General features: G+C 35.8%; 25 protein-coding genes. 4 read left to right on the top strand and 21 right to left on the bottom strand.

The annotated features are described in order from the left end of the window. Positions 1 to 10 precede the first annotated feature (10 nt). The 18 genes from ORH16_RS05675 to ORH16_RS05595 form a co-directional block, all read right to left on the bottom strand. The gene (locus ORH16_RS05675; RefSeq protein ID WP_265457027.1) at positions 11 to 1,273 is read right to left on the bottom strand and encodes an MFS transporter; all 1,263 of its coding nucleotides are present in this window, start codon (positions 1,271 to 1,273) and stop codon (positions 11 to 13) included. A gap of 409 nt (positions 1,274 to 1,682) precedes the next feature. Continuing rightward, the gene (tnpA, locus tag ORH16_RS05670) at positions 1,683 to 2,099 is read right to left on the bottom strand and encodes an IS200/IS605 family transposase (protein WP_416207838.1); all 417 of its coding nucleotides are present in this window, start codon (positions 2,097 to 2,099) and stop codon (positions 1,683 to 1,685) included. 758 nt (positions 2,100 to 2,857) lie between these two features. Further along, a complete protein-coding gene (locus ORH16_RS05665) occupies positions 2,858 to 3,577 on the bottom strand; it encodes an SDR family NAD(P)-dependent oxidoreductase (RefSeq protein ID WP_265457025.1) in 720 nt (239 codons plus the stop codon). Between the two features lie 111 nt (positions 3,578 to 3,688). Next, positions 3,689 to 4,348 carry a low temperature requirement protein A gene (locus ORH16_RS05660; protein WP_265457023.1) on the bottom strand — a complete coding sequence of 220 codons (660 nt, stop codon included), beginning with the start codon at positions 4,346 to 4,348 and terminating at the stop codon, positions 3,689 to 3,691. Positions 4,349 to 4,415: 67 nt separating this feature from the next. Then, positions 4,416 to 4,799, bottom strand: a complete 384-nt coding sequence (locus ORH16_RS05655; RefSeq protein WP_265457021.1) for a low temperature requirement protein A — start codon at positions 4,797 to 4,799, stop codon at positions 4,416 to 4,418. A gap of 65 nt (positions 4,800 to 4,864) precedes the next feature. Then, the gene (locus ORH16_RS05650) at positions 4,865 to 5,737 is read right to left on the bottom strand and encodes an NmrA family NAD(P)-binding protein (RefSeq protein ID WP_265457019.1); all 873 of its coding nucleotides are present in this window, start codon (positions 5,735 to 5,737) and stop codon (positions 4,865 to 4,867) included. Next, on the bottom strand, positions 5,734 to 5,934 hold the full coding sequence (gene dmpI / locus ORH16_RS05645) for a 4-oxalocrotonate tautomerase DmpI (protein WP_265457018.1): 201 nt from the start codon (positions 5,932 to 5,934) through the stop codon (positions 5,734 to 5,736). The genes ORH16_RS05650 and dmpI overlap by 4 nt, the downstream gene beginning before the upstream one ends. Before the next feature lie 11 nt (positions 5,935 to 5,945). Continuing rightward, positions 5,946 to 6,791, bottom strand: coding sequence for an aldo/keto reductase (locus ORH16_RS05640; RefSeq protein WP_265457017.1), 846 nt, complete (start codon positions 6,789 to 6,791; stop codon positions 5,946 to 5,948). Between the two features lie 11 nt (positions 6,792 to 6,802). Then, positions 6,803 to 7,351: an NAD(P)H-dependent oxidoreductase gene (locus tag ORH16_RS05635; protein ID WP_265457015.1), complete on the bottom strand. Its 549-nt coding sequence runs from the start codon at positions 7,349 to 7,351 to the stop codon at positions 6,803 to 6,805. Next, positions 7,348 to 7,716, bottom strand: a complete 369-nt coding sequence (locus tag ORH16_RS05630; RefSeq protein ID WP_265457013.1) for a MerR family transcriptional regulator — start codon at positions 7,714 to 7,716, stop codon at positions 7,348 to 7,350. The genes ORH16_RS05635 and ORH16_RS05630 overlap by 4 nt, the downstream gene beginning before the upstream one ends. A gap of 105 nt (positions 7,717 to 7,821) precedes the next feature. Further along, the gene (locus ORH16_RS05625) at positions 7,822 to 8,685 is read right to left on the bottom strand and encodes a LysR family transcriptional regulator (protein WP_265457011.1); all 864 of its coding nucleotides are present in this window, start codon (positions 8,683 to 8,685) and stop codon (positions 7,822 to 7,824) included. Between the two features lie 162 nt (positions 8,686 to 8,847). Continuing rightward, on the bottom strand, positions 8,848 to 9,591 hold the full coding sequence (locus ORH16_RS05620; RefSeq protein WP_265457009.1) for an SDR family oxidoreductase: 744 nt from the start codon (positions 9,589 to 9,591) through the stop codon (positions 8,848 to 8,850). Between the two features lie 582 nt (positions 9,592 to 10,173). Further along, positions 10,174 to 10,398, bottom strand: a complete 225-nt coding sequence (locus ORH16_RS05615) for a hypothetical protein (protein ID WP_265457007.1) — start codon at positions 10,396 to 10,398, stop codon at positions 10,174 to 10,176. Beyond that, a complete protein-coding gene (locus tag ORH16_RS05610) occupies positions 10,385 to 11,605 on the bottom strand; it encodes an MFS transporter (RefSeq protein ID WP_265457005.1) in 1,221 nt (406 codons plus the stop codon). Before ORH16_RS05610 ends, ORH16_RS05615 begins: the two co-directional genes overlap by 14 nt. Before the next feature lie 14 nt (positions 11,606 to 11,619). Further along, positions 11,620 to 11,850 carry a hypothetical protein gene (locus tag ORH16_RS05605; protein WP_265457003.1) on the bottom strand — a complete coding sequence of 77 codons (231 nt, stop codon included), beginning with the start codon at positions 11,848 to 11,850 and terminating at the stop codon, positions 11,620 to 11,622. Then, positions 11,781 to 12,119: an AEC family transporter gene (locus ORH16_RS18940; RefSeq protein WP_416207837.1), complete on the bottom strand. Its 339-nt coding sequence runs from the start codon at positions 12,117 to 12,119 to the stop codon at positions 11,781 to 11,783. The genes ORH16_RS05605 and ORH16_RS18940 overlap by 70 nt, the downstream gene beginning before the upstream one ends. 171 nt (positions 12,120 to 12,290) lie before the next feature. Continuing rightward, on the bottom strand, positions 12,291 to 12,926 hold the full coding sequence (locus ORH16_RS05600) for an NAD(P)-binding oxidoreductase (RefSeq protein ID WP_265457002.1): 636 nt from the start codon (positions 12,924 to 12,926) through the stop codon (positions 12,291 to 12,293). A gap of 121 nt (positions 12,927 to 13,047) precedes the next feature. After that, positions 13,048 to 14,931 (bottom strand): beta-glucoside-specific PTS transporter subunit IIABC, encoded by a 1,884-nt coding sequence (locus tag ORH16_RS05595; protein WP_265457001.1) that lies wholly within the window; start codon positions 14,929 to 14,931, stop codon positions 13,048 to 13,050. Positions 14,932 to 15,177: 246 nt separating this feature from the next. Here ORH16_RS05595 and ORH16_RS05590 point away from each other — a divergent pair, with 246 nt between their 5' ends. Beyond that, positions 15,178 to 16,683, top strand: a complete 1,506-nt coding sequence (locus tag ORH16_RS05590) for a glycoside hydrolase family 1 protein (RefSeq protein ID WP_265457000.1) — start codon at positions 15,178 to 15,180, stop codon at positions 16,681 to 16,683. 40 nt (positions 16,684 to 16,723) lie between these two features. Here the strand turns inward: ORH16_RS05590 and ORH16_RS05585 are convergent, their stop codons facing one another. Both ORH16_RS05585 and ORH16_RS05580 read right to left on the bottom strand, forming a co-directional pair. Continuing rightward, a complete protein-coding gene (locus ORH16_RS05585; RefSeq protein WP_265456999.1) occupies positions 16,724 to 17,632 on the bottom strand; it encodes a MurR/RpiR family transcriptional regulator in 909 nt (302 codons plus the stop codon). A gap of 41 nt (positions 17,633 to 17,673) precedes the next feature. After that, on the bottom strand, positions 17,674 to 18,231 hold the full coding sequence (locus tag ORH16_RS05580; protein WP_265456998.1) for a cyclophilin-like fold protein: 558 nt from the start codon (positions 18,229 to 18,231) through the stop codon (positions 17,674 to 17,676). 134 nt (positions 18,232 to 18,365) lie between these two features. Here ORH16_RS05580 and ORH16_RS05575 point away from each other — a divergent pair, with 134 nt between their 5' ends. The 3 genes from ORH16_RS05575 (at position 18,366) to ORH16_RS05565 (ending at position 19,961) form a co-directional block, all read left to right on the top strand. After that, positions 18,366 to 18,827, top strand: a complete 462-nt coding sequence (locus ORH16_RS05575) for a MerR family transcriptional regulator (protein WP_265456996.1) — start codon at positions 18,366 to 18,368, stop codon at positions 18,825 to 18,827. An 85-nt stretch (positions 18,828 to 18,912) separates the two neighbouring features. Continuing rightward, complete coding sequence (locus ORH16_RS05570) at positions 18,913 to 19,485, top strand: hypothetical protein (RefSeq protein ID WP_265456995.1); 573 nt, start codon at positions 18,913 to 18,915, stop codon at positions 19,483 to 19,485. A 68-nt stretch (positions 19,486 to 19,553) separates the two neighbouring features. After that, on the top strand, positions 19,554 to 19,961 hold the full coding sequence (locus ORH16_RS05565) for a cupin domain-containing protein (RefSeq protein ID WP_265456993.1): 408 nt from the start codon (positions 19,554 to 19,556) through the stop codon (positions 19,959 to 19,961). A gap of 219 nt (positions 19,962 to 20,180) precedes the next feature. On the opposite strand, the gene ORH16_RS05560 is transcribed toward ORH16_RS05565, so the two are convergent. After that, entirely contained in the window at positions 20,181 to 20,558 is a 378-nt protein-coding gene (locus ORH16_RS05560; RefSeq protein ID WP_265456991.1) for a MerR family transcriptional regulator, read from the bottom strand. Positions 20,559 to 20,576: the final 18 nt, after the last annotated feature.

Genomic DNA, 20,576 nt, shown 5'->3' with positions numbered 1-20,576 from the left:
ACAAGCCCTCCTAATTTGATTCTACTTCTGTAATAGCTTTTGATTTGTTCGCTTCTTCTGCTGGAGTCTTCAAGAAAAAGGCAACGATACTAGAAGCAAAATACAAAATTGCGAATGTAAATAGTACTGCCGGGGCACCAAAAGGTTCAAACATAATGGATACAATTAGTGGGCCGACAAAGTTACTTAAACCAGACCCTAAGTTTAGGACTGATACAGCCGCTGCCTTATTATCAGGAGCTAAAGCTGGCATTAATGCGGATAACGGATTGTAAGCTGCTAACCCCAATGCATAAACAATAAACGAAAGTAACATAGGGAGATACTGACCAGACATAAATTCAGCCGCATAGTAAATTAACAAACAAGATAATCCTGTCAATGTACCAGCAAAATAAGCAACTGTTTTTCTCCACCCAAACTTGTCACCTAAAAATCCAAAAAATATTGATGCAAATGTACAAACAATATAAGATAGCCCCCAAATACTAGCCCATTGTGCTAGTGAAAAGCCTTTAGTGATAAGGTATATTGGCATAATAATAACAAAACCATACTGAGCAATACTGTTTACTGTCTTTACAAGCATCCCCATCCCTAATTTAGGTTTTTTAAACATTATCAGTAGGCTATCAGTTAATTCCTTCGCAATTGAATTATTATTTTTCGGAAGAATTAATTGGTCTCTGTTTAGTATTAACGCACAAAAGCCTCCAAGTAATGCAATTCCCATGCCCAACCATAAAACGTTTAACTCTCCCATAAAAGTAATTGAGTTTGCAGCTAATGTAGGGCCAACAATTGTTATTCCTAAATTAAAACAAATCCAAAACCATGATGTTGCCCGGCCCATTATTTCATTTGATGCACGATAGGTAATCCAAACTAAGAATGAATAAACAAATAATGGATACGACATCCCTCTTAGCATGTATGTCACTGCAATTGGAATAAATCCCGCAGATGGAATTGCCCATAAAATTAAAGGTACCGAACTCAAAATAAAAATAATTAATCCAGAAATCATTACCTTACGAACGCCAAAAATTTGAACTAATATTCCAGATAACCATGAAACAAGTGCAACCAATACGCCATACAGTGAAAAAATAGTTGCTGATTCAGTCTTTGTTAGTCCTATATTCACTAAGTAAGAGGATAACCAACTGTTTTCAATACCCGCCCCGAGCATAAAAAGGAAAACTCCAACATAACCCCAGAATAATATTGTCGGAATTCCCAATTTATACAATAATCCTTGCTGTTTTTCCATAACGTACCTCCAGTTTTTCAAAAAGAATAACGATTACACAACAAGAATACTCAAAATAAAAATAAATGTCAATCACTTTTTGGGTATATCTTGATTCATAAAACCATAATTTAACCAAAGTTGTTGATAACGTAAGATTTTATTATCAATTAGTAAATTTGTGTTTAGGTACAATTGTTGTAGCTTTTTGGACAACTTTCTTCTATTCTCACGAAGTAATCAAAACCACCAGTGTGAACTGGTGGTTTGCTCTTCGGCTGAAAGCCTCTTTTACCGACCACGGCCTAAAAGGCCTTCTGAAGGAGCTTCCTCCCGCACCACTATTACTCGCTGATTCTAAAAGAATCTCTTCTTATTTCTTTTTGTTTTTTTCTCCTGTAAACGGATCATATTCTTCGAACAATGTCAGTTAATCTGCTGCATAATCATCTTGTAATTGATTCCGAATATACTCCGTGATTTTCTCCTTGTTTCGTCCTACCGTATCCACGTAGTAGCCACGACACCAAAATTTTCGATTCCCGTAACGATATTTCAGATTGGCGTGGCGATCGAAAATCATCAAGCTACTTTTTCCTTTTAAATAGCCCATGAATTGAGAAACACTTATTTTCGGTGGAATACTAACAAGCAGATGAATGTGGTCTCTACACGCATTCGCTTCGAGAATTTCTACTCCCTTTCGCTCGCACAATTCTCGAATGATCCCACCGATGCTTTGTTTGTATTTTCCATAGTTAATTTGCCTTCTATATTTAGGGGCGAATACGATGTGGTACTTACATCTCCAGCTTGTATGTGATAAACTTTCTTTGTCCTTTTTCATAAGGGTACCTCCTATTTTGTCGATGATGCGGTCGGGAAACCAGCATCATTTTAGCATTTTAGGAGGTTTTTTTTCTACCACGCTGGAAGCTCTCTGGAACCACCCACATAGCAGGTGGTTTTCAAAACATACAAAAAAAAGGAACGAAATTAAACTCGTTCCTTTAATTAACCTGTATATGGTTAACTACAAATCTAAAAAAAACTAATAGAATAAGCTTCAAACAAAGTATTAAACTCTATCTGAACCTTTAACGTTATTCATTTTTATTGTTTCAAAAAATTCCATGGGACAGGTCATGGGACAAATGGCGGATAGCACATGCATTCATTAGCAAGCTGAACTTTGTTTAGACTAAAATCAAAATAATACTTTCATTTTTAGAATAACAGAAAGAAATATATAAATATTGATTTACTAATGGTTAATTAGGAATAAATACCAAAATTTAATTTTAAGGTGCTGCCACATTCTTTACTTATTTGAAAGAAACCATTGAATATTTTCTGCCATAAATAATTACCTCAATTTCTAAAAAACTTAGTCATTGGGTATTGTAACATATTTTTCAATTTAAAATTTTTTTATCAACAATAATCATATCTATTTAAATGAATTGTTACCACTACATTGGTCATGATTCCTAATTAGTCATAGAATAAGAGGTTGTACAATACAACTTCTTAAAATTCGTGTCAAAAGTAAAAAATTTACTCTTCAAAATGAATCATTTAACATGGCTATTGTTAGTTTACCTTTTACCAAGGCAAGACCTCCCCATCTCTAAAAAAGCCACCGCTGGGACCATCACTAGGTAACATAGCAGCCCAGACAATTCCTTTAGCACCATCTGAAATGCTTCGACCATAGCCATCACTGTATGTATCTGTCACATCTGGACACACAGCATTCACAATAATATTATCCTTAGCAAGTTCTCTAGCCATTTTGATTGTTAAACCATTTAAGGCTAGTTTTGTTAACCCATAGCCTGAAACAGGGATACCTTCCATCCCAGTTAGTAATCCATATTGTGGATCTTCAAATGAACCAGCTCCACTAGACACGTTGACAATTCTTGGCTCAGCAGATTTTCTCAACAAAGGTAAAAATTTTTGAGTAACATTCCATGGACCTAAGACATTTGTCTCAAATAATAGCTTCATTTCTGCTAAATCCTGTAGCTCGGCTGCTTGGGAGCCACCAAACAAAACTGCATTGTTAATTAAGACATCTAACTTCCCATATTGCGCTTCAACTTTTTTTGATGCCCTAAGAACTTCTTGAGAACTGTTGACGTCCATTTTGATAAAAGACGCACTTAGCCCTTCATTTATAAGTTCAGTAGTCAAGTTTTCTAACTGTTCTGCTTTTCGACCAGAAAGAATAACATGGTAGTCATGTTGACCTAATTGTCGTGCCGTTTCAAAACCTAAGCCTGTTTTTCTGCCAGCTCCTGTAATTAAAGCTATTTTCATAAGTAATCATTCCTTCTATTAAAATAATGTGAAGCCAACTTTATTGAATAATCTTATATACTGACAGAGATAATGTTTGTTTAGTTCTGTCAATATTTTGTAGTAATATTATTAAACCGATGAAGCACTTTTAAGATGATTTAGTTTAACCAAAAAATTTGTAGTGGTAATCAGGAGTATTCCTAACAAAATCATAAAATGACTCTCAGAAAATAAAAATAATACGCCGCCGAAAAAAATACTCAGCCACAACCAGTTAATATCTTTTCTACTCAATAAATTTTTTTCTTTGACATAATGATTGTTGGCCTGAAAAGAAATCAAAAAAATGACAACAGATAAAGCCACAATAGCTTTCATCTGCCAACTTGAGCCCTCTATCTCTAGCAATAAACTTACTCCAGTAACTAATAAATTCAAACTAATGACGATAAAAAAATGAGCATACATGAGTATTGTTCCGCGGGTTTTACGGTGATGTTCAATCATGTATTCTGTTTGAATTGCATAGCTACCAAATAAAGAAATTAAAATAAGAAATAACAATAAAGGCTCTATACTAAATTTTTGAATATTAAAAAAAGGAGCCACAGTCACAATGGCCTCTCCAAAAGTCATAATAACAAGTAGTTGGAATCTTTCTAATAAATGGGGAAAGTTCACAACACTAGTATCAAAGTTGGCTTTCTTAATAACTGGTAGAAAAATACCTAATAATACTGCTACAAAATCAATCGCTAAAATGACATCAGCTGGCAAAAAAATTTCCAAATAGCAGAACAAATAAATAGATAGTAGTAATTGTCAGAAGAATTTTAATCGAAAAATCAGCAATATCTTACCCTTTTTGATTGGTCTTTTTTTGAAAAAAGTATAAGGCACAAACACTTAACAACATTAGAAACATCGCCAAATTAAAAGAAAAATACATTTGTACCCAGTCAGTTGTGATGGTGTTGGACAAATAAATTGTGATGAACATATTTACGATGATTCCCACATAATCAATGAATGAATTTTTACCAAAACGATTCACATAATTCGTCAAATACAGCCAGCCTTGTAGAATTACAAAGGCTGCGATTAAGTACTTGATTAAAACAGAAAAAGTAAGGCCATCAAAACCAACATGATGGATAATTTCTGATAATTTTGAAATGGCATAGACATAAATTAAATCAAAAAATAATTCGATTAATTCAACTTTTTTTACTTTGGTCACAATGAGTTCCTGCTTTCACTTAATTAAAACAATTGACCCGCCTTTTTAGACGAGTCAAACTTCACCTATTTTTCAAGTAACTCTTGAACGTAATCTGCCAGTTTAGTCATTTTTGACTCGCCAATCAGATTGACCAAATCTTGTGAGACTTTATCAGCCCAACCTGGAGTATATCCATAATGAAGATGGTAGAGAAACAAGGCATCATTAAGTCCTAAATTAGAAACTTCTTCGGTTAATTCAGCGTCAGTCCCTTCAACTAAAGTGATTTCTTGCTGGCTAATTTTAGAAATAGTTTTAACTAGGTCCACCATCGTAAAGGTTTGATTGCTTGTTAAATTATAAGTTTTGCCGATATGAGGCTGCATTTCAGTCAAGACAGTGGCTGTAGCCAAAGCATAATCTTTCCGTGGCACAAAATTCAAAGCGCTAGTCGTACCACTGAATAATTTACCTACAGATAATTGTTTATTCAGTTCTTCTTTATTCAGTAACACATCTAAGTAAAATGAGTTCCGTAAAAAAGTATAAGGAATTTGGCTTGCTTTAATGAAAAATTCAGTTGCTACGTGCACGTTTTCCATTGGAAAGATTGTTTTATCAGGAAATGCAATCCCTGTGTAAACGATGTAGCCCACTTCTGCTACTTTTGCAGCAGTTACGACCGTCAGATGCTCCTGCAAACGAATTAAATCGTCTTCTTCACTACTTGAGACAAATAGCAGACGGTCAATGCCTTCAAAAACTTCCTTTGAAAAATCTTTAGCACGGTAATCACCAAAACGTAATTGGATTCCTTTTTCCTTCAAAGACAATGTCTTTTCTTCATTTCGATAAATACCAATAATATCTTCTGGTGCAACTCCAAATTCTAGTAAGTCATCAATAACTTGACCACCTAAAAAACCAGTTGCTCCGGTAATACCATAAGTTGTCATTCTTTTTCTTCCTTCTTTCGGTCACTTAATAAAATGCCACCTACACCCACATTGTCACCGTCGTTTTCTTTTAAGAAAACGTAAAAGGCTTCTTCTGGTGCATGTAATACCCGTGCTGCAGTGGCTGTAAATTCTTTTGCTAAAACTTGTTTTTGTTCCTTCGTTAATTTTCCTGCTTCAAAAGTGATTACTGGCATCATTTTTTCTCCTATTCAAATTGACTTAATACATCTAGCATTTTGGGGTCATTGTGAAGAACGCCACCAATTGAAGTTTTTTGATCTAACCCTTTGATTAATTCCATCTCTTCATGAGATAAAACAAAATCAAAAATATCAAAATTTTCTTGCATTCGTTCAACGTGGCTAGCTTTTGGAATGGTGACAATGTTTCGTTGCATAAACCAACGTAAAATAATTTGGGCCACTGATTTTTGATGATTGTCCGCAATTTTCATTAAGATTGAATTTGTAAAAATTTCTTTATTCCCTCGACCTAGTGGACTCCAAGCTTCAAGTTGAACACCATCTTGTTTCATCCATTCCTCTGCTTCCCATTGTTGATTCATCGGATGCGTTTCTCTTTGGTCAATCATAGGCGCAATCTCATTATGCATCACTAAGTCCTTCAAACGATCAGGATAGAAATTACTGACACCAATTGCGCGAATTTTACCTTCTTTGTACAACTCTTCCATTGCCCGCCATGAACCATAATAATCATTAAAAGGTTGGTGAATTAAATATAAATCTAAATAATCTAAGCCTAGTTTTTCTAAAGAAACTTCAAAGGCTCTCTTCGTATTTTCATAACCAGCATCTTTAAACCACAGTTTTGTAGTAATGAATAATTCTTCTCGAGGAATGCTGCTTTTCTTCAATGCAGCCCCCACTTCTTCTTCATTGTAATATCTAGAAGCAGTATCAATTAAACGATATCCAGTTTTCAAAGCATTAGTGACCGCTTGTTCCGCTTCTCCCGGTTCATTCATTAGAAAAACCCCAAAGCCCAACTTAGGCATTTTTACACCATTACTTAATGTCACATATTCCATTACGATTCCTCCTATTCAAAATCTGCTAAAACTGTTAGATTTTCAGTGCTTAAATAATTTTTATAGGCTGCTGCTCGCTCAGCAATTTCTCCATCACCCATCCGTGACGCTCCGGTTGTGATAAATGGTTTGATAAATTTTGTACCAATCAAATTACTAGCGGCTTGAAATGGGCGCAATAAATCGGTTACCGAATACTTAAACCCATTGCCATGTCCGTATAACTCTGTAGGCGCTCCAGGTGTAACTGCAATTAACAATTCTTTGCCGTGAAGTTTGTTGCCGTCAGTTCCATGAGCCCAACCATAGGCTAAGACCGCATTTTCCCATTGTTTGACTAAAGCTGGACTTGAATACCAGTACATAGGAAATTGTAAAACAATGCGATCCGCTTTTTCTAGAACAGCTTGTTCAGCGGCTGCGTCGATTTTAAAATCTGGATATAATTGGTACATATCACGAACTTCGATATTTGCTAAATCTTTAATTGATTCCGCTAATTTTGCATTAACGTTGGATGTTGTTAAATCTGGATGAAATACTAATACGGTTGTTTTCATTTAAACTTACTTCCTTTTCTTTCAGCTTTTCTAATTTCTTGCCGTAAATAATCAATTCGTTCAATTTTTCGTTCTTCCAAATGAATTTGATTTAATTTCTGGCCGCGTTTCTTTTCTAAGAGTTTTAATTGTTGAACTTGAGAGTTGGGTTCCAAGAGGGTTAGTTGCATGTAGGCTTTAATCTCGTCATTTTCAAAACCAATATCATGCAATGCCATGATTTTACCCAAGCGATCTAAATCCTGATCATCGTATTGCCATGCGCCCATCACAGCTTTGACAGAATCACATAATCCCCACGTTTCATATTCTTTTAACACTTCCACTGGGATATGATATTGATTGCTAACTTCACTCTGTTTCATTTTTTCACCTCACAAAAAAAGACATGTATTCCTCTCAACACGATTCATTATCGTGTCTTGAAGAATAAATGTCTAATACTTATATTAAATCTAAACAGATGCCTTTTAAGCATTTTTAACAAATTCAATAAATGCCCGAGTAGCTTCTGAGTATACTTGATTCGCTTTCCACGCTAAGACAGATTGTAACGTTAGGTCCGGCTCAAAAGGGATAAATTTGAGATGAGGATAGGTAACATGTAACTCTAAACAAAGTGCAATTCCCACACCACTATTCACTAAAATGGCTGCATTATTTAATAAGGTATAGGTTGAAACAATTTTTAATTCAGCATCATTTTGATTAAACCAACTCGCTAATTCATTTTGAATTGAATTACTGTCTGTCACAATCAGTTCACGTCCAAATAAATCAACTGGTGTCACATTCTTCTTTTTAGCCAGTGAATGAGTTTCTTTGACTAAAATCCCCCACCGTTCTTGTTGTGTCATTCGAACAAATTGATACTTCTCAATTTCGACAGGTTGTATCAATAAGCCAAAATCCATTAATCCCTGCTCAATTTGTTCTTTGATAAAATCATTCATCCCGCTTATGATATGGAAGTTGACTAATGGATGTATTTTCCGAAATTCATAAATCAAATCCCCGATTTTTTCCATACTTAACAACTCACCACAACCAATGGAAATCTCACCGACTATATTTTCATCAGCTTCAACCAACTCTAGTTTGGTTTTTTCCGTCAACTGCAAAATTTCTTGCGCGCGACGCCGTAATAAATTCCCTTCCTCAGTTAAAATAATCCGGTGCTTACTGCGTTGATATAGCTTAACCCCTAATTCCTCTTCCAACTGCACCAATTGCCGGGATAAAGTTGGCTGAGTAATATGCAAAATACTTGCAGCTCGTGTGATATTTTCTTCTCTTGCCACAACTAAAAAATAATTTAATACTCGTAATTCCATCTTTTATGCTCCCGTTTGTTTTAGATTATAGTAACATAAATTAAACTGAAATCCTCAAATCATTGGTGTAGCACGATGAATTGAGGATTTTCAGTTGAGTTAATATATGTCTAAACTAATTTTGAGATAGAAGCCTTCAAAAGAATATTTTTAATAATTTGGCTACACTTGTTTAGTAGGATAAATTGTAAATTCATTTACATTGACATCTTCAGGTTGATTAATCGCAAACTCAACTACTCGAGCCACTGCATCAGGACTAATCCCTACTTGTTTATAGTGAGCTTCCATACGTTGTTTGGCTGACTCGTCTGTAATCGTGCTTAATAATTCCGTATTTATTGCTGCTGGATAAAGTGTAGCGGTCCGGATATTAGTTCCCTCCTGAGCACTTTCCATCCGGATAACTTCCATTAGATTTTTTACCGCAAACTTCGTAGCACCATAGATACCTGAGCCCGCAAAGGATTTAAGGCCAGCCACTGAAGAGGTTGTAATAATTTGGCCATGTTTTTGTTTTGTGAAAATCGGCATAACTGCTGCAACGCCATACAAGACGCCCATTAAATTAATATCGACAGTTTTTTTCCAATTTTCAACTTCCAATGCGCTAACCGGCGAAGTTGGCATAATCCCTGCATTATTAAATAAAACATCTAGTCCACCAAATTCAGAAAGTGTAAAATCAATTAAATCCTGCATGTCCTCCTGTTTTGTCACATCAGTTACTTTATAGCTTGCTTGGCCACCATCTCGATTAATTTGATTGACAATCTCTTTTAGTTTATCTGCTCGCCTAGCAGCCAAAACAACTTTGGCACCACCTTTTGCTAATAATTCTGCGGTTGCTTCTCCGATTCCTGAAGAAGCGCCTGTAATGACTACAACTTTGTTTTCAATTGACATAATAAAACCTCCAAAAATTTATTTATCACAAACACTAGCACAAGCTTTAGAGTATACTCTCAGTCAAAAATAATACTCAATATCTTATAAGCTGACTAAATTTAGACCAACAGTTAGAAAATATCCTGCACTAAAAACTGATATAATTTGATAAATTATCACTAGTGGATAAAATTGCTGTTTATTGGCTAATGTATGATTCACAAAATAATTCATACACCTAACTAAGGTAATTAAGAAAGAAACAGCGAGAGAAAAAATAAGTAAGTTAGATCGTAAAAAATTCCTTCCTACAAAACAAGTATCCACATTTAGAAATAAAAAAATTAGACACCCAATAATGACTGTTACTAAGAGACATTGCAGGATATAGTAAAGTGAATTTTTCAAAATATTTTTCAAAATCGATGCTCTTTCTTTTGAAAAAAGACTTTTAAAAAAATCTAAAAAAAAGATTATCCCATGTGGGAGCAATAACATCATGCTGTAAAACTCTAATGATATATTTCCTATTAACACAGGTACTCACCCCATTTCTTCACACTTTTTATTCCCATTCCTCATCTGCTTGTTCATTAAAAATTATAGTTTGTATCCTGGTTTTTTATATAGCTCAGCCATCTTAGGAACGATTTCTTTATCGTATATGGGCTGCCATTCTCCTTTAGGAATTGCTTCAATGGCTATCGATATTTCATCAGGAGAGCGGTTGGCTATTTCAACTATATCTTTTTCAAAAGCTAAGGCTAACTCTTTTCTAATCTCCTCTGGGACTTCTGCTGAAATCTTCAAATCAATATGTGGCATCTTTTTTCCTCCTTCCACTTACTTTTTTCATTCGTTTTAGAAAAACTAAGGTTAGTAAACATAAAATGACATTCAAAATAAAATAAGCAAACGTGATATCCGTAAAGCTGACAACAGAACTAATCCTTCCAGATATAAAGCTAGGCAAAGCTGCGCCACCGTAGGATAGTAAATATATAAAGGACAACACACCTGCTTTTTCCTCTGGCTTAGAATTATCAAGCAAGTTTTGCATGGCACTAGAATAACTAATCCCTTGGGAAATTCCTGCACCCAATACTGCAATAAAACATAAAATTAAGGACTGTAAAGTAAAAGAGACCACGAGTAGCCCAACTGAACTGGCATACAAAATTTCGCCGACCTGCTGAGCTCTAGTTCTTGAAAAAAATTGTCCTATTCGAATGCCAATCGGATTAGGAATCATATACATGGAAAGGATAATTGCTGCAAGAAGAGGACTGTTGATATTAAAGATTTCTGCTCCAACTGTCGAGCTATAAGCTTGAAAATAGCCCCCCATTGACCAACTTGTTATGAATAAAAAAGCAGCTGGTAAAGCATAAGGTTTCGCTTTGTCAGGTATCGAAATATTTGGAACTAATGACTTCAACGCACCTTTTCTTCTTTCGGCTAAAGTTTCATTACTAAAGACTATCCCAACAAGACAAACTACTAGGAACAATAGGATAATCCAATAGACAAGAGACGCTCCATTAGAATTTATCTGAACTAAAGCTCCCGATAACAATCCGCCGATTCCTAAACCCAGAAAAATTGCTGAACCAGAAATTGCGGTGACCAAGCTACTCTTTTTGAGAATGCCACTTTCAACAATTAATAAAGACAGGACACTTGAGGCTAGCCCACAAGACAACCCTTGAAAGAAACGGGCAATGATGATCATGACTGGTTGTTCTGCAGCGATTAAAAAAGCTAATCCTATCAATCCTAATATCAGAGCTGTGAGAGCAACTGGTTTTCTGCCAATATAATTGGCTAACCTCGATAAAATAATCAATGAGATAATGCAACCAACAAAATAAAAAACTGCAGTTAGGGAGATAAGCGACTTCGTCAAATCAATTCGGACAGTGTAGTTTGAATATAAAGGAATTGGACTAGCTGAAGCCGCAAAAAGCCCAATTAAAGCCAATGAAGAGAAAAGAAACATGCGATTCATTTTATTTTTATTTGAGATTTCCATTTTTTTACCTTCTATCAATTAAGTAATAACATTAAAAGCGGACTTGTAATGATTGATGCAATTGTTGTGACAAAGACAATTTTTGATGCAAATAACACATCAGAGTGATATTGCGCTGCGAGTAAAGCAGTTGTGGTTGCGGCCGGCATTGAAGTAAGGATGACTGCCGTGCCAACTAAAGTTGAAGACAGACTACTTTCGGTGATTTTTTTTCTTCTGATAACATCGTAATTCCTGCTGACCACATAAAAATCCTAATAGAAATTAGAAAAATGGATGCTAGTATTAAGCCTTCTGCTCCAAACATCGATTGAACTACTGGAAGTCCAGCAAAACCAGCATTATTAATCAAGGTGCCATACCTCAAAATGTTTCGTTGATTTTCAGGTGCATAAGAATAGATGAAGCGCCCAATAACAGAGGTTAAGAGACACACACCAAAAGAAATTAACAACGCCAGAAAACCTTCCTTTAAAATATCGACTGTCACTGATTTAAAGGAATCAAATACCATGCAGGGCATAATAATCAGTAAGATAAAATCAATGAATTGTTAGCGGTTTTTATCTGTGATAATTCCTAACTTGTAACAGAGAATCCCAGTGAAAATATAAATAACCAAACTCAGTTGAATAGTAAGCATTTGAATAAACTGTGCCACTTTTTAGTTCTCCTCTTGTTGTTTTTACACTTCAGCTAAACAATCATCAATTGTTTGTCTACCTGATGCCATACGGATTATGGTATTTTGGGTATTTTCAAATAAAGGGATTTTTGCTAATACTTCTGCCACATCTCCAATTGAGTTTTCTCCTAAATCACTGACACTAAATGTGACTTGAGTAGTTTTCGGGCTTTCTATTAAACGTGAAGGCTGCAAAATTGTGTAGTCAAGTTTGGTATTGGTCATGAGCCAATTATCTGCAAAAAACTTCGCAATATAATAATTCTTCATACCGAGTATTTCTGGGTCATCCCAACGTTCTGGTCTTGTGGCAAAAAAACCGCTTAGTAAGATAAACCGTTTGATGCCTTTCATTTCTGCTGCTTGCATTGCTTTAACGGCACCATAGGCTTCTGTTTGAAACAAATCTGAGCCGTTTGAACCAGCTGTAAAATAAACTATCTCTGCATCGTTGAAAGCATCTGAAATAGTTTCAACTGTTGCATGTAAGTCTAAGTAAACAGGAATCACATTTGGATCATCTATCACTTTACTGATATCTCTAGCTCCCGCATATACGACATGTCCTTCACTGACTAATTCCTGACTTAGAGCTCGGCCAACTCTGCCTGAACCACCAATAATAAATATTTTCATACTCGATATCCCTCTTTTCATCTCTACTACTTCTATAGGCTAAGCTTGAGAGTGTACTCTCAGTCAAGAGAAAAGCATAAAAAAATTTGGACACTAAGAGCATCCAAATTTTTTTTATAATTTATGATAATTTTGGTAGTGCGCTCAAAAGAATATCGTCAGTAGTAATCGTTTTATCTTGTGAGAATTCGACCTCACGATATTCTTGTGAATTCGTAATGACGACTGGCGTTTGAATAATATAGCCAGCTTGCTTAATTTGATCAAAATCTGCTGTAATTAAAAGTTGACCTTGTGTGACTTGATCGCCCTGTTTGACATGTGCTTCAAAAAAGTCACCTTTTAATTCAACTGTCTCTAAACCGATATGAATTAATATTTCTGTACCATCCTCTGATGTAATTCCAATTGCATGTTTTGTTGGGAACAACGTTGTAACGGTTCCGGAAACAGGAGCATAAATTTCATTTGAAGTCGGTTCAACAGCAACACCTTTACCTAAAATACCTTCTGAGAATACTTGATCCTTTACTTCAGATAGCGGAATAATTTTACCAGCAACTGGACTAAGAATTGAAACCTCTTGATTGGTCATAATAGGTTCTTGAGCATCTGCATTTTCAACTGAATCTTTTTCATATTTCTTGAATAAAACAACAGTGACTACAGCTGTGACAACAATAGTAATTGTCACTGAAATAAGTATCTGATAAAAGAAGCGCATGGTATCGTCACCAATATACATGACAATGGCAGGTAAGCCTGAAGAACCAGTCGCAAATCTTCTAGTTCCGGTAATTCCTGCAAATAATCCACCAAGAGCACCACCGATACAGCCTGCAATCAATGGATATTTTTTCGGTACGTTCACGCCATATAATGCTGGTTCAGTAATTCCCATTAATCCAGTAATTCCGGCAGAAGTTGCGATTTGTTTGGTTTTACTATTTTTAGAAAGTAAACCAACCATTAATGTCGCTGTTCCCTGACCAACATTCGCAACTAACACACCTGGGCCGAACACAGCATCGTATCCTAATTGCGCCAAAGAAACAAAACCTAGTGGCGCTAAGCCGTGATGTAACCCAAAGATTACTAATAAAGAATACAAGCCACCCATCACCATTGCTGGAGCCCAGCTAACATTATCACTCAACCAAGTGAAGGCAAAAGTAAAGACAGTTCCAATATAATCTCCCGCTGGTCCAATAATGGATAAGGCCAACACACCCATGATTAAAAATAGAATCATCGGTACAAACACAAGTCGTAATGCTTTAGGCACAATTTTATTTAAAAATTTTTCAATAGGTGCTTGGACTAGCACAACTAAAATTACTGGTATAACTGAACTTGTATAACGGACAAGGTATAAGGGCAAAAAACCAAATAAATCGACTGGCTCACCTGCTGCAACTAATGTTCCCCAAGTTGCATGAACCATAATTCCGGCAACAACTGCTGCTAAATAAGGATTGATTTTCAATTTTTGTGCTGTGGTAAAAGCAAGTAGGATTGGTAAGAAAGCAAAGGTCGCATCTCCAATCATATTAATGATGATATACGTTTGATTCGCCGTATCTACTAAATTAAATGTCACTAAAATAGCCAACAACGCTTTGACCATACCAGCCCCTGCTAAGGCTGGAATAATTGGAGAAAAAATACTAGAAACAAAATCAGCAACCACATCTAAAGGCTTTTTCTTTTCAGTTGGATTATTGTCTACACTGCCACTTCCAGTAAAACCTTTTTCCTTCATATATTTCTCGACTTCCTCATTCACTTCTCCAACATTCATCCCAATAACAACTTGAAACATCCCGCCATTAATTAACACTTTGGGTACATCCTCTAAAGCTGCAATCGCTTCTTGATTTGCTTTATCATTATCTTTTAGTTTAAAACGCAGTCTAGTTTGACAATGATGTAAAGAATCAATATTATCTACGCCACCAACATTATCAACAATTTGTTTTGCTAAATCTTTGTATTGATCACTCATATTCCTTCTCCTTTGTTTACATTGATAGGATAATTTGGATGTTGGCAACTTTGCGCAAAGTTTAACTCCGAATTTTTCTATCCACAGATTAGCATGGTAAATTGTTACTTACAAGCGTTTCCAACGAAGTAGGAACAGCGTTTCTCCAAAAGACTGTTGAAAGATAAATTTACGGAACAGAGCGAAACAACAACGTTAAAATTTTCTGCTAAGCTATATATAGATAAATAAAAGGAGCTGCTTATTATGAAAACTAACTTCCCAAAAGATTTTTTATGGGGCGGTGCAACTGCTGCCAATCAAATTGAAGGTGCTTGGAATCAAGACGGTAAAGGTCCCTCTACTGCGGATATGATGCGTTTTCGTGATCCTAAGTCTTTAAAAGAATTGAACAATGTTCACGCCAATACAGATATAACGGATGAAATGATTGCAGAGGCACTCGCAAGTACAGACGAAAATAGCTATCCAAAACGCCACGGTATTGATTACTATCATCACTATAAAGAAGACATTGCACTATTTGCCGAAATGGGGTTTAAAGTCTATCGCTTTTCGATTGCCTGGTCACGGATTTTTCCTAAAGGTGATGAAGTCGAACCAAACGAGATGGGCCTAAAATTTTATGAAGATGTCATTGATGAATGTTTAGCTCATAGCATTGAGCCGATTATTACCTTGTCTCATTACGAACCGCCATTGTATTTTTGCCAAGAATACAATGGTTGGTATAATCGTAAAGCTATCGGCTTCTTTATGAATTATGTACAATCTGTTGTCAGTCGTTATAAAGGAAAAGTAAAATACTGGCTGACGTTTAATGAAATTGATAGTATTTTACGCCATCCCTTTATGACCGGTGGCTTAATCGAGTCGCGTTTTCCAAAAGAAGAATTTGAAAATGTTATGTATCAAGCTATGCACCATCAATTTGTCGCAAGTGCCAAAGCCGTTGGTCTTATTCATCAAATTGCCCCTGCAGCAAAAGTTGGTTGCATGACGACCAAATTGACCTACTATCCATTCTCTTGTAAGCCTGAAGATGTTTTAGCCACTCAACAAAAAATGCGTCAAGTCTATGCCTTCTGCGATATTCAAGTCTTTGGCGAATATCCAGCCTTTTTAAAAGCAAAATTTAAAAACAACAATATTCAGATTGATATGACCGAAGAAGATGCTAGAATTTTAAAAGCACATCCGGTTGATTTTGTTTCCTTCAGCTATTATCAAACCTCTTGTGTAGCAGCTGATGCTACTGGCCTAGCATTGACTGCTGGTAATACAACGATTGGAATTAAAAACCCTCATTTGCCAGCTAGTGAATGGGGTTGGCAAATTGATCCATCGGGTCTTCGTCTTTCTTTAGTTGACTTATATGATCGCTACCGCAAACCATTGATGATTGTCGAAAATGGTTTAGGTGCAAAAGATACAGTTTTACCTGATGGCACCATTGATGACCAGTATCGAATCGATTACATTAAGGCCCACATCAACGCCATGTATCAAGCAATTACTCAAGATGGTGTGGAATTAATGGGCTACACAGCATGGGGGCCAATCGATTTATTGTCAAACTCAACTAGTCAGATGTCCAAACGTTATGGATTTATTTACGTCGACTTAGATGATTATGGCAAAGGGACTTATCAGAGAAGCAAGAAAAAATCTTTCTACTGGTATCAAGAAGTGATTGCAACGAATGGCGCATCTGCACTTGAAAAAATTGAACCAGTCAAAGTAACCGTCTAATAAAATGAGCTGACCAGTCAATTGTCTGGTCAGCTTTGGCTTAATTGGATTCTTCAAAGTTCCCTTCTTGCATATTGATTAAAGAAGCATTGCGGCGATTTTCAAACTTTTTGGAAGTCACAACTTTATGCTGATAGCTTTCCTCGAAATTCTTTGAAAAACAGACAGCATACAGTAAATTAAAAATGTGCATAATAGATTCTTCAGTAGTGAAATTGGAAATTTTACTATACAATCGTTCTCTAGATGAAATGGTTAAAATGCAATCAATTTCTTCTCTAAGAAAATTTTTGCCGCCACCAGTAATCCCAATTAGATTGACCTTTTGTTCTTTTAAAGCTTTGACAAAGCGCATCGGCTCACGTTCTTCATTGTTTCCAGAATAAGAAAGAATAATACCGCAATCGCCTTCTTTCATTGCGGAAGCGTATGTACCACTTTCATCTGTCAATGCGACTTCCATTAAAATGCCAATACTGGCAAACTTTCGTTTCAAAATGGCGCCTAATAGATTATTGGGACTGATACCAAATAAAACTATATATCGTCTTGCTTGAAGGATTCGTTCAGCTGCTAATTTCAAGCTTGCAACATCCATTTGGTCAGCAGTTTCTCGCAAACTCTCTGTTTGAATGGTCGTAATTTTCTCAATGATATCGGGAATGGTATCTTTTGGCATGAAAGGGAGATTAGGATCTACTTTAGAATAATGATGCTCTGTATAGTGAACCTCTTCCAAAAAATCTTGTAAGAACTCCTTCCACCCTGAGTAGCCAAGATTTTTTGCATAGCGAAATAAAGTTGTTTTGGAAGTAAAAGTTTTTTCAGCAATCTGCTGCATGGAATACTGGCTAACATTTCCTTTTTCTAATAAAAGGAAATCACCAATATATTTTCTCGCATCTTCATGACGGACAGCATCTTCTTCAATTTTTTGAAATAAGTACATCCTAATTCCACCTTTTCCTAGTGAACACTAAAGCCTAGCTCTTAATTGTTCACTTCAAATGTAACGTCAGTATCGCCGGTTGTGGCAAAAAGTTCAACACCAGAAGCAATATGTCCAACAATTTGTAGATTACTAATCACTTCATTATTTTGTTCATAGAAAATCACAAAACTATGGCGAGGAGTCCAGTAGGCAATATCACCGACTTGGTAGCCGCTAGTAGTCGCTTGTGAGGCCGGTAAATCTTCTTCAAAACGGTAACACATTTCTCTGGAATACAAATCCATCATTGGTAAGGTTAAAGGAAATTGTTGTAGAAGTGCTTGCGTTGTATCATTATTATAAAAAATAGCATCCAATTCTTGATCTTGAACTAAAATTTTAACAGGAATTTCTGACATAGTTTCTTCCTCCAAACTTTCTCTTATTGTATTTTCAGTGCTTTCAGTAGTTTCGGTAAAGCTGCTGCTTTCACTAGTGGTCGTTGGGACTTGTGAAGAAACACTACCACTCGATTCTACAGTTTCAGTTTCTGTATTGCAGGCTGTTAGCAGTAAAGGGACAAAAAGAATTCCAATTGATATTAATTTATTTTTCATGCAAGCCCTCCTTTTAACACTAGGATAAAGTTGAGAGTATACTCTCAGTCAAGGCTTCAGTTGAAATAATTTTAAACCCGTGATAACGTTATAAGAACTTAGAGTTGCTCTAAAGTCTAAAGGAGGTTCTAACAATGATGTATACTGTTGCTGAAACCGCAAAAATAATTAACACGTCCCCACATACATTAAGATATTATTCAAACAAAGGATTGCTACCCTTTGTCGAACGAAGCGAGAGCGGTATCCGTTTGTTTAAAGAAGAAGACTTTAAATGGCTTTTTCTGATTGATTGTCTAAAAAATACCGGTATGCCCTTACGAGAAATCAAACAGTTTGTGGATTGGGCCATGACTGGAGATGAAACAATTGATGACCGTTTAGCCATGTTTGAAGAACGGGAAATAGCTGTCAAAGAACAAATTGCGCAAATGGAAGAGTACTTAGCATTTATTCAATATAAAAAGTGGCGCTATCAAGTTTCAAAGGAAGCTGGGACCACTGCTATTCATGAGACTATGTCTGAGTCAGAAATACCTGCAGACATATTGGCAATAAAAAAACGCTCCGAAGAACTCCATCCTTTTCTAGAGTAAGAAAGATTGGCTGTATTGGAAAATTTTTATTGACTGAGAGTATACTCTCAAGGATAAACTCTCTGTGAATGGAGATGTTATCAACATGAAAAAAGAAGCTTCAGCCTTATATATTCTTTTTGACGCTTTAGAAACTGTCGCACGAGACAAAATTTATAAAAATTTTTTCTGGCTCTATCGGCATCGATACATTGAAGATGATTTCGCAGTAATTGGAATTTCACAAGATAATTTGACTCAAAAAAACTATTCTCAATTAATTCAAGTTTCAGTATCCTCACTAAAACCTACAAAAAATGAGCTCAATCGCTTTTTAAAAAAATTTTATTTTCAAAAAATTTCTGACTCTACTGGTTTTTTATCGCTAAATTTGAATGCCCAAATGATTGAAGAAGAGCTTGAGTTAAATGGAAACCGAATCTTTTTATTACCTAATTCGCAAGTAGATTATACACCTACTATTCGATCATTGGTTCAATTTGACGCTCTTTCTAAAGATGGTTTTAATCGATTTGTGGTCAAACAAATGTCACCAGAGACACAGACTCTATTCGACAGTCAAAAAATTAGTGTTGGAAGCAGCAATGATCTTTCCTCTCTTGATTTTACCCAACAGTCACAAGCTATGATTCAATTTGTTTATGCTAAAAACTTTTAAAGTCGTTTATTTACTGAGAGAGTTATTCTCAATCTTAAAATAAGAATCATGAGAACGGAGGAAACAAAATGTCAAACGAACAATTAGTAACACCTGTTTTTCCCTTAGGAGAATTATTCGAAAGCCCGTATTTCAATGGAGACGTTTATCGCCAGCCATTAGTTCCCCAAAATGATTTAAACTGTCCGACTAGTAATATTACTTTTGCGCCTGGCTGTATAAATAACTGGCATAGTCACGCAGGAGGTCAAATTTTATTGTGCACGAATGGTCGTGGCTGGTATCAAGAAGAAGGTAAAGCCGCTCAAGAACTCAATCCAGGTGATGTAGTTCAGATTCCAGCAGACATAAAACATTGGCACGGAGCTGCTAAAGATTCTTGGTTCACCCATATTTCAATTTCAACAAATATTCAAGCTGGTGGAACAGATTGGATGGAACCAGTAGATTTAGAGGAGTACAATAAATTGGCATAAATACCAATAGTAAAAATCACTCCTAATGTTGCGGTAAGAGCGCATCAGGAGTGTTTGCTTATAATCATTTATTTCGTGGTTACATTTAAAAATGGCAACCTGATTTTAATTATCCATCAGCAATAAAGATTTGATGATAATCCGTTCATCCATTCAGCATAGGCAGCTTACAACACATCAGCTAAAAAAATGCGTTTTTTAAATTTTTTCTACCAATTTTTAAGCGTAAACGGATTTAGTCTCGCCTTCCAATTCTTCAATGTGTTCTATGCGAAAGGCAATTGCTGTCAGTGATGCTTGCATTTCAGCAATTTTTTCTTGTAAACTGGCTTGTTCCTCAGCTAAAATATTTTTACGTTCATTAAGAGTGGTATCTCCTCCATCATCGTATAATTTGATATAACGAATACTGGCACCAATCGATAACCCACTATCGCGCATATCCTTAGCAAATCGCAACCAACATAAATCATCCGAAGTGAAATTGCGAATGCCATTTTCATTACGGTTAACTGGTGGCACCAAACCAATTTTTTCATAATAACGAATGGTATCCGGAGTTAAACTCACTTTCAGGCTTGCTTCTTTAATGTTCATTGAAATCGCTCCTTTTGA

The sequence above is a fragment of the Enterococcus sp. HY326 genome, from assembly GCF_026157065.1.
Taxonomy (GTDB): Bacteria; Bacillota; Bacilli; order Lactobacillales; family Enterococcaceae; genus HY326.
Note: the sequence above shows the minus strand (reverse complement) of the source record. Positions and strands in the feature narration are given on the sequence as shown.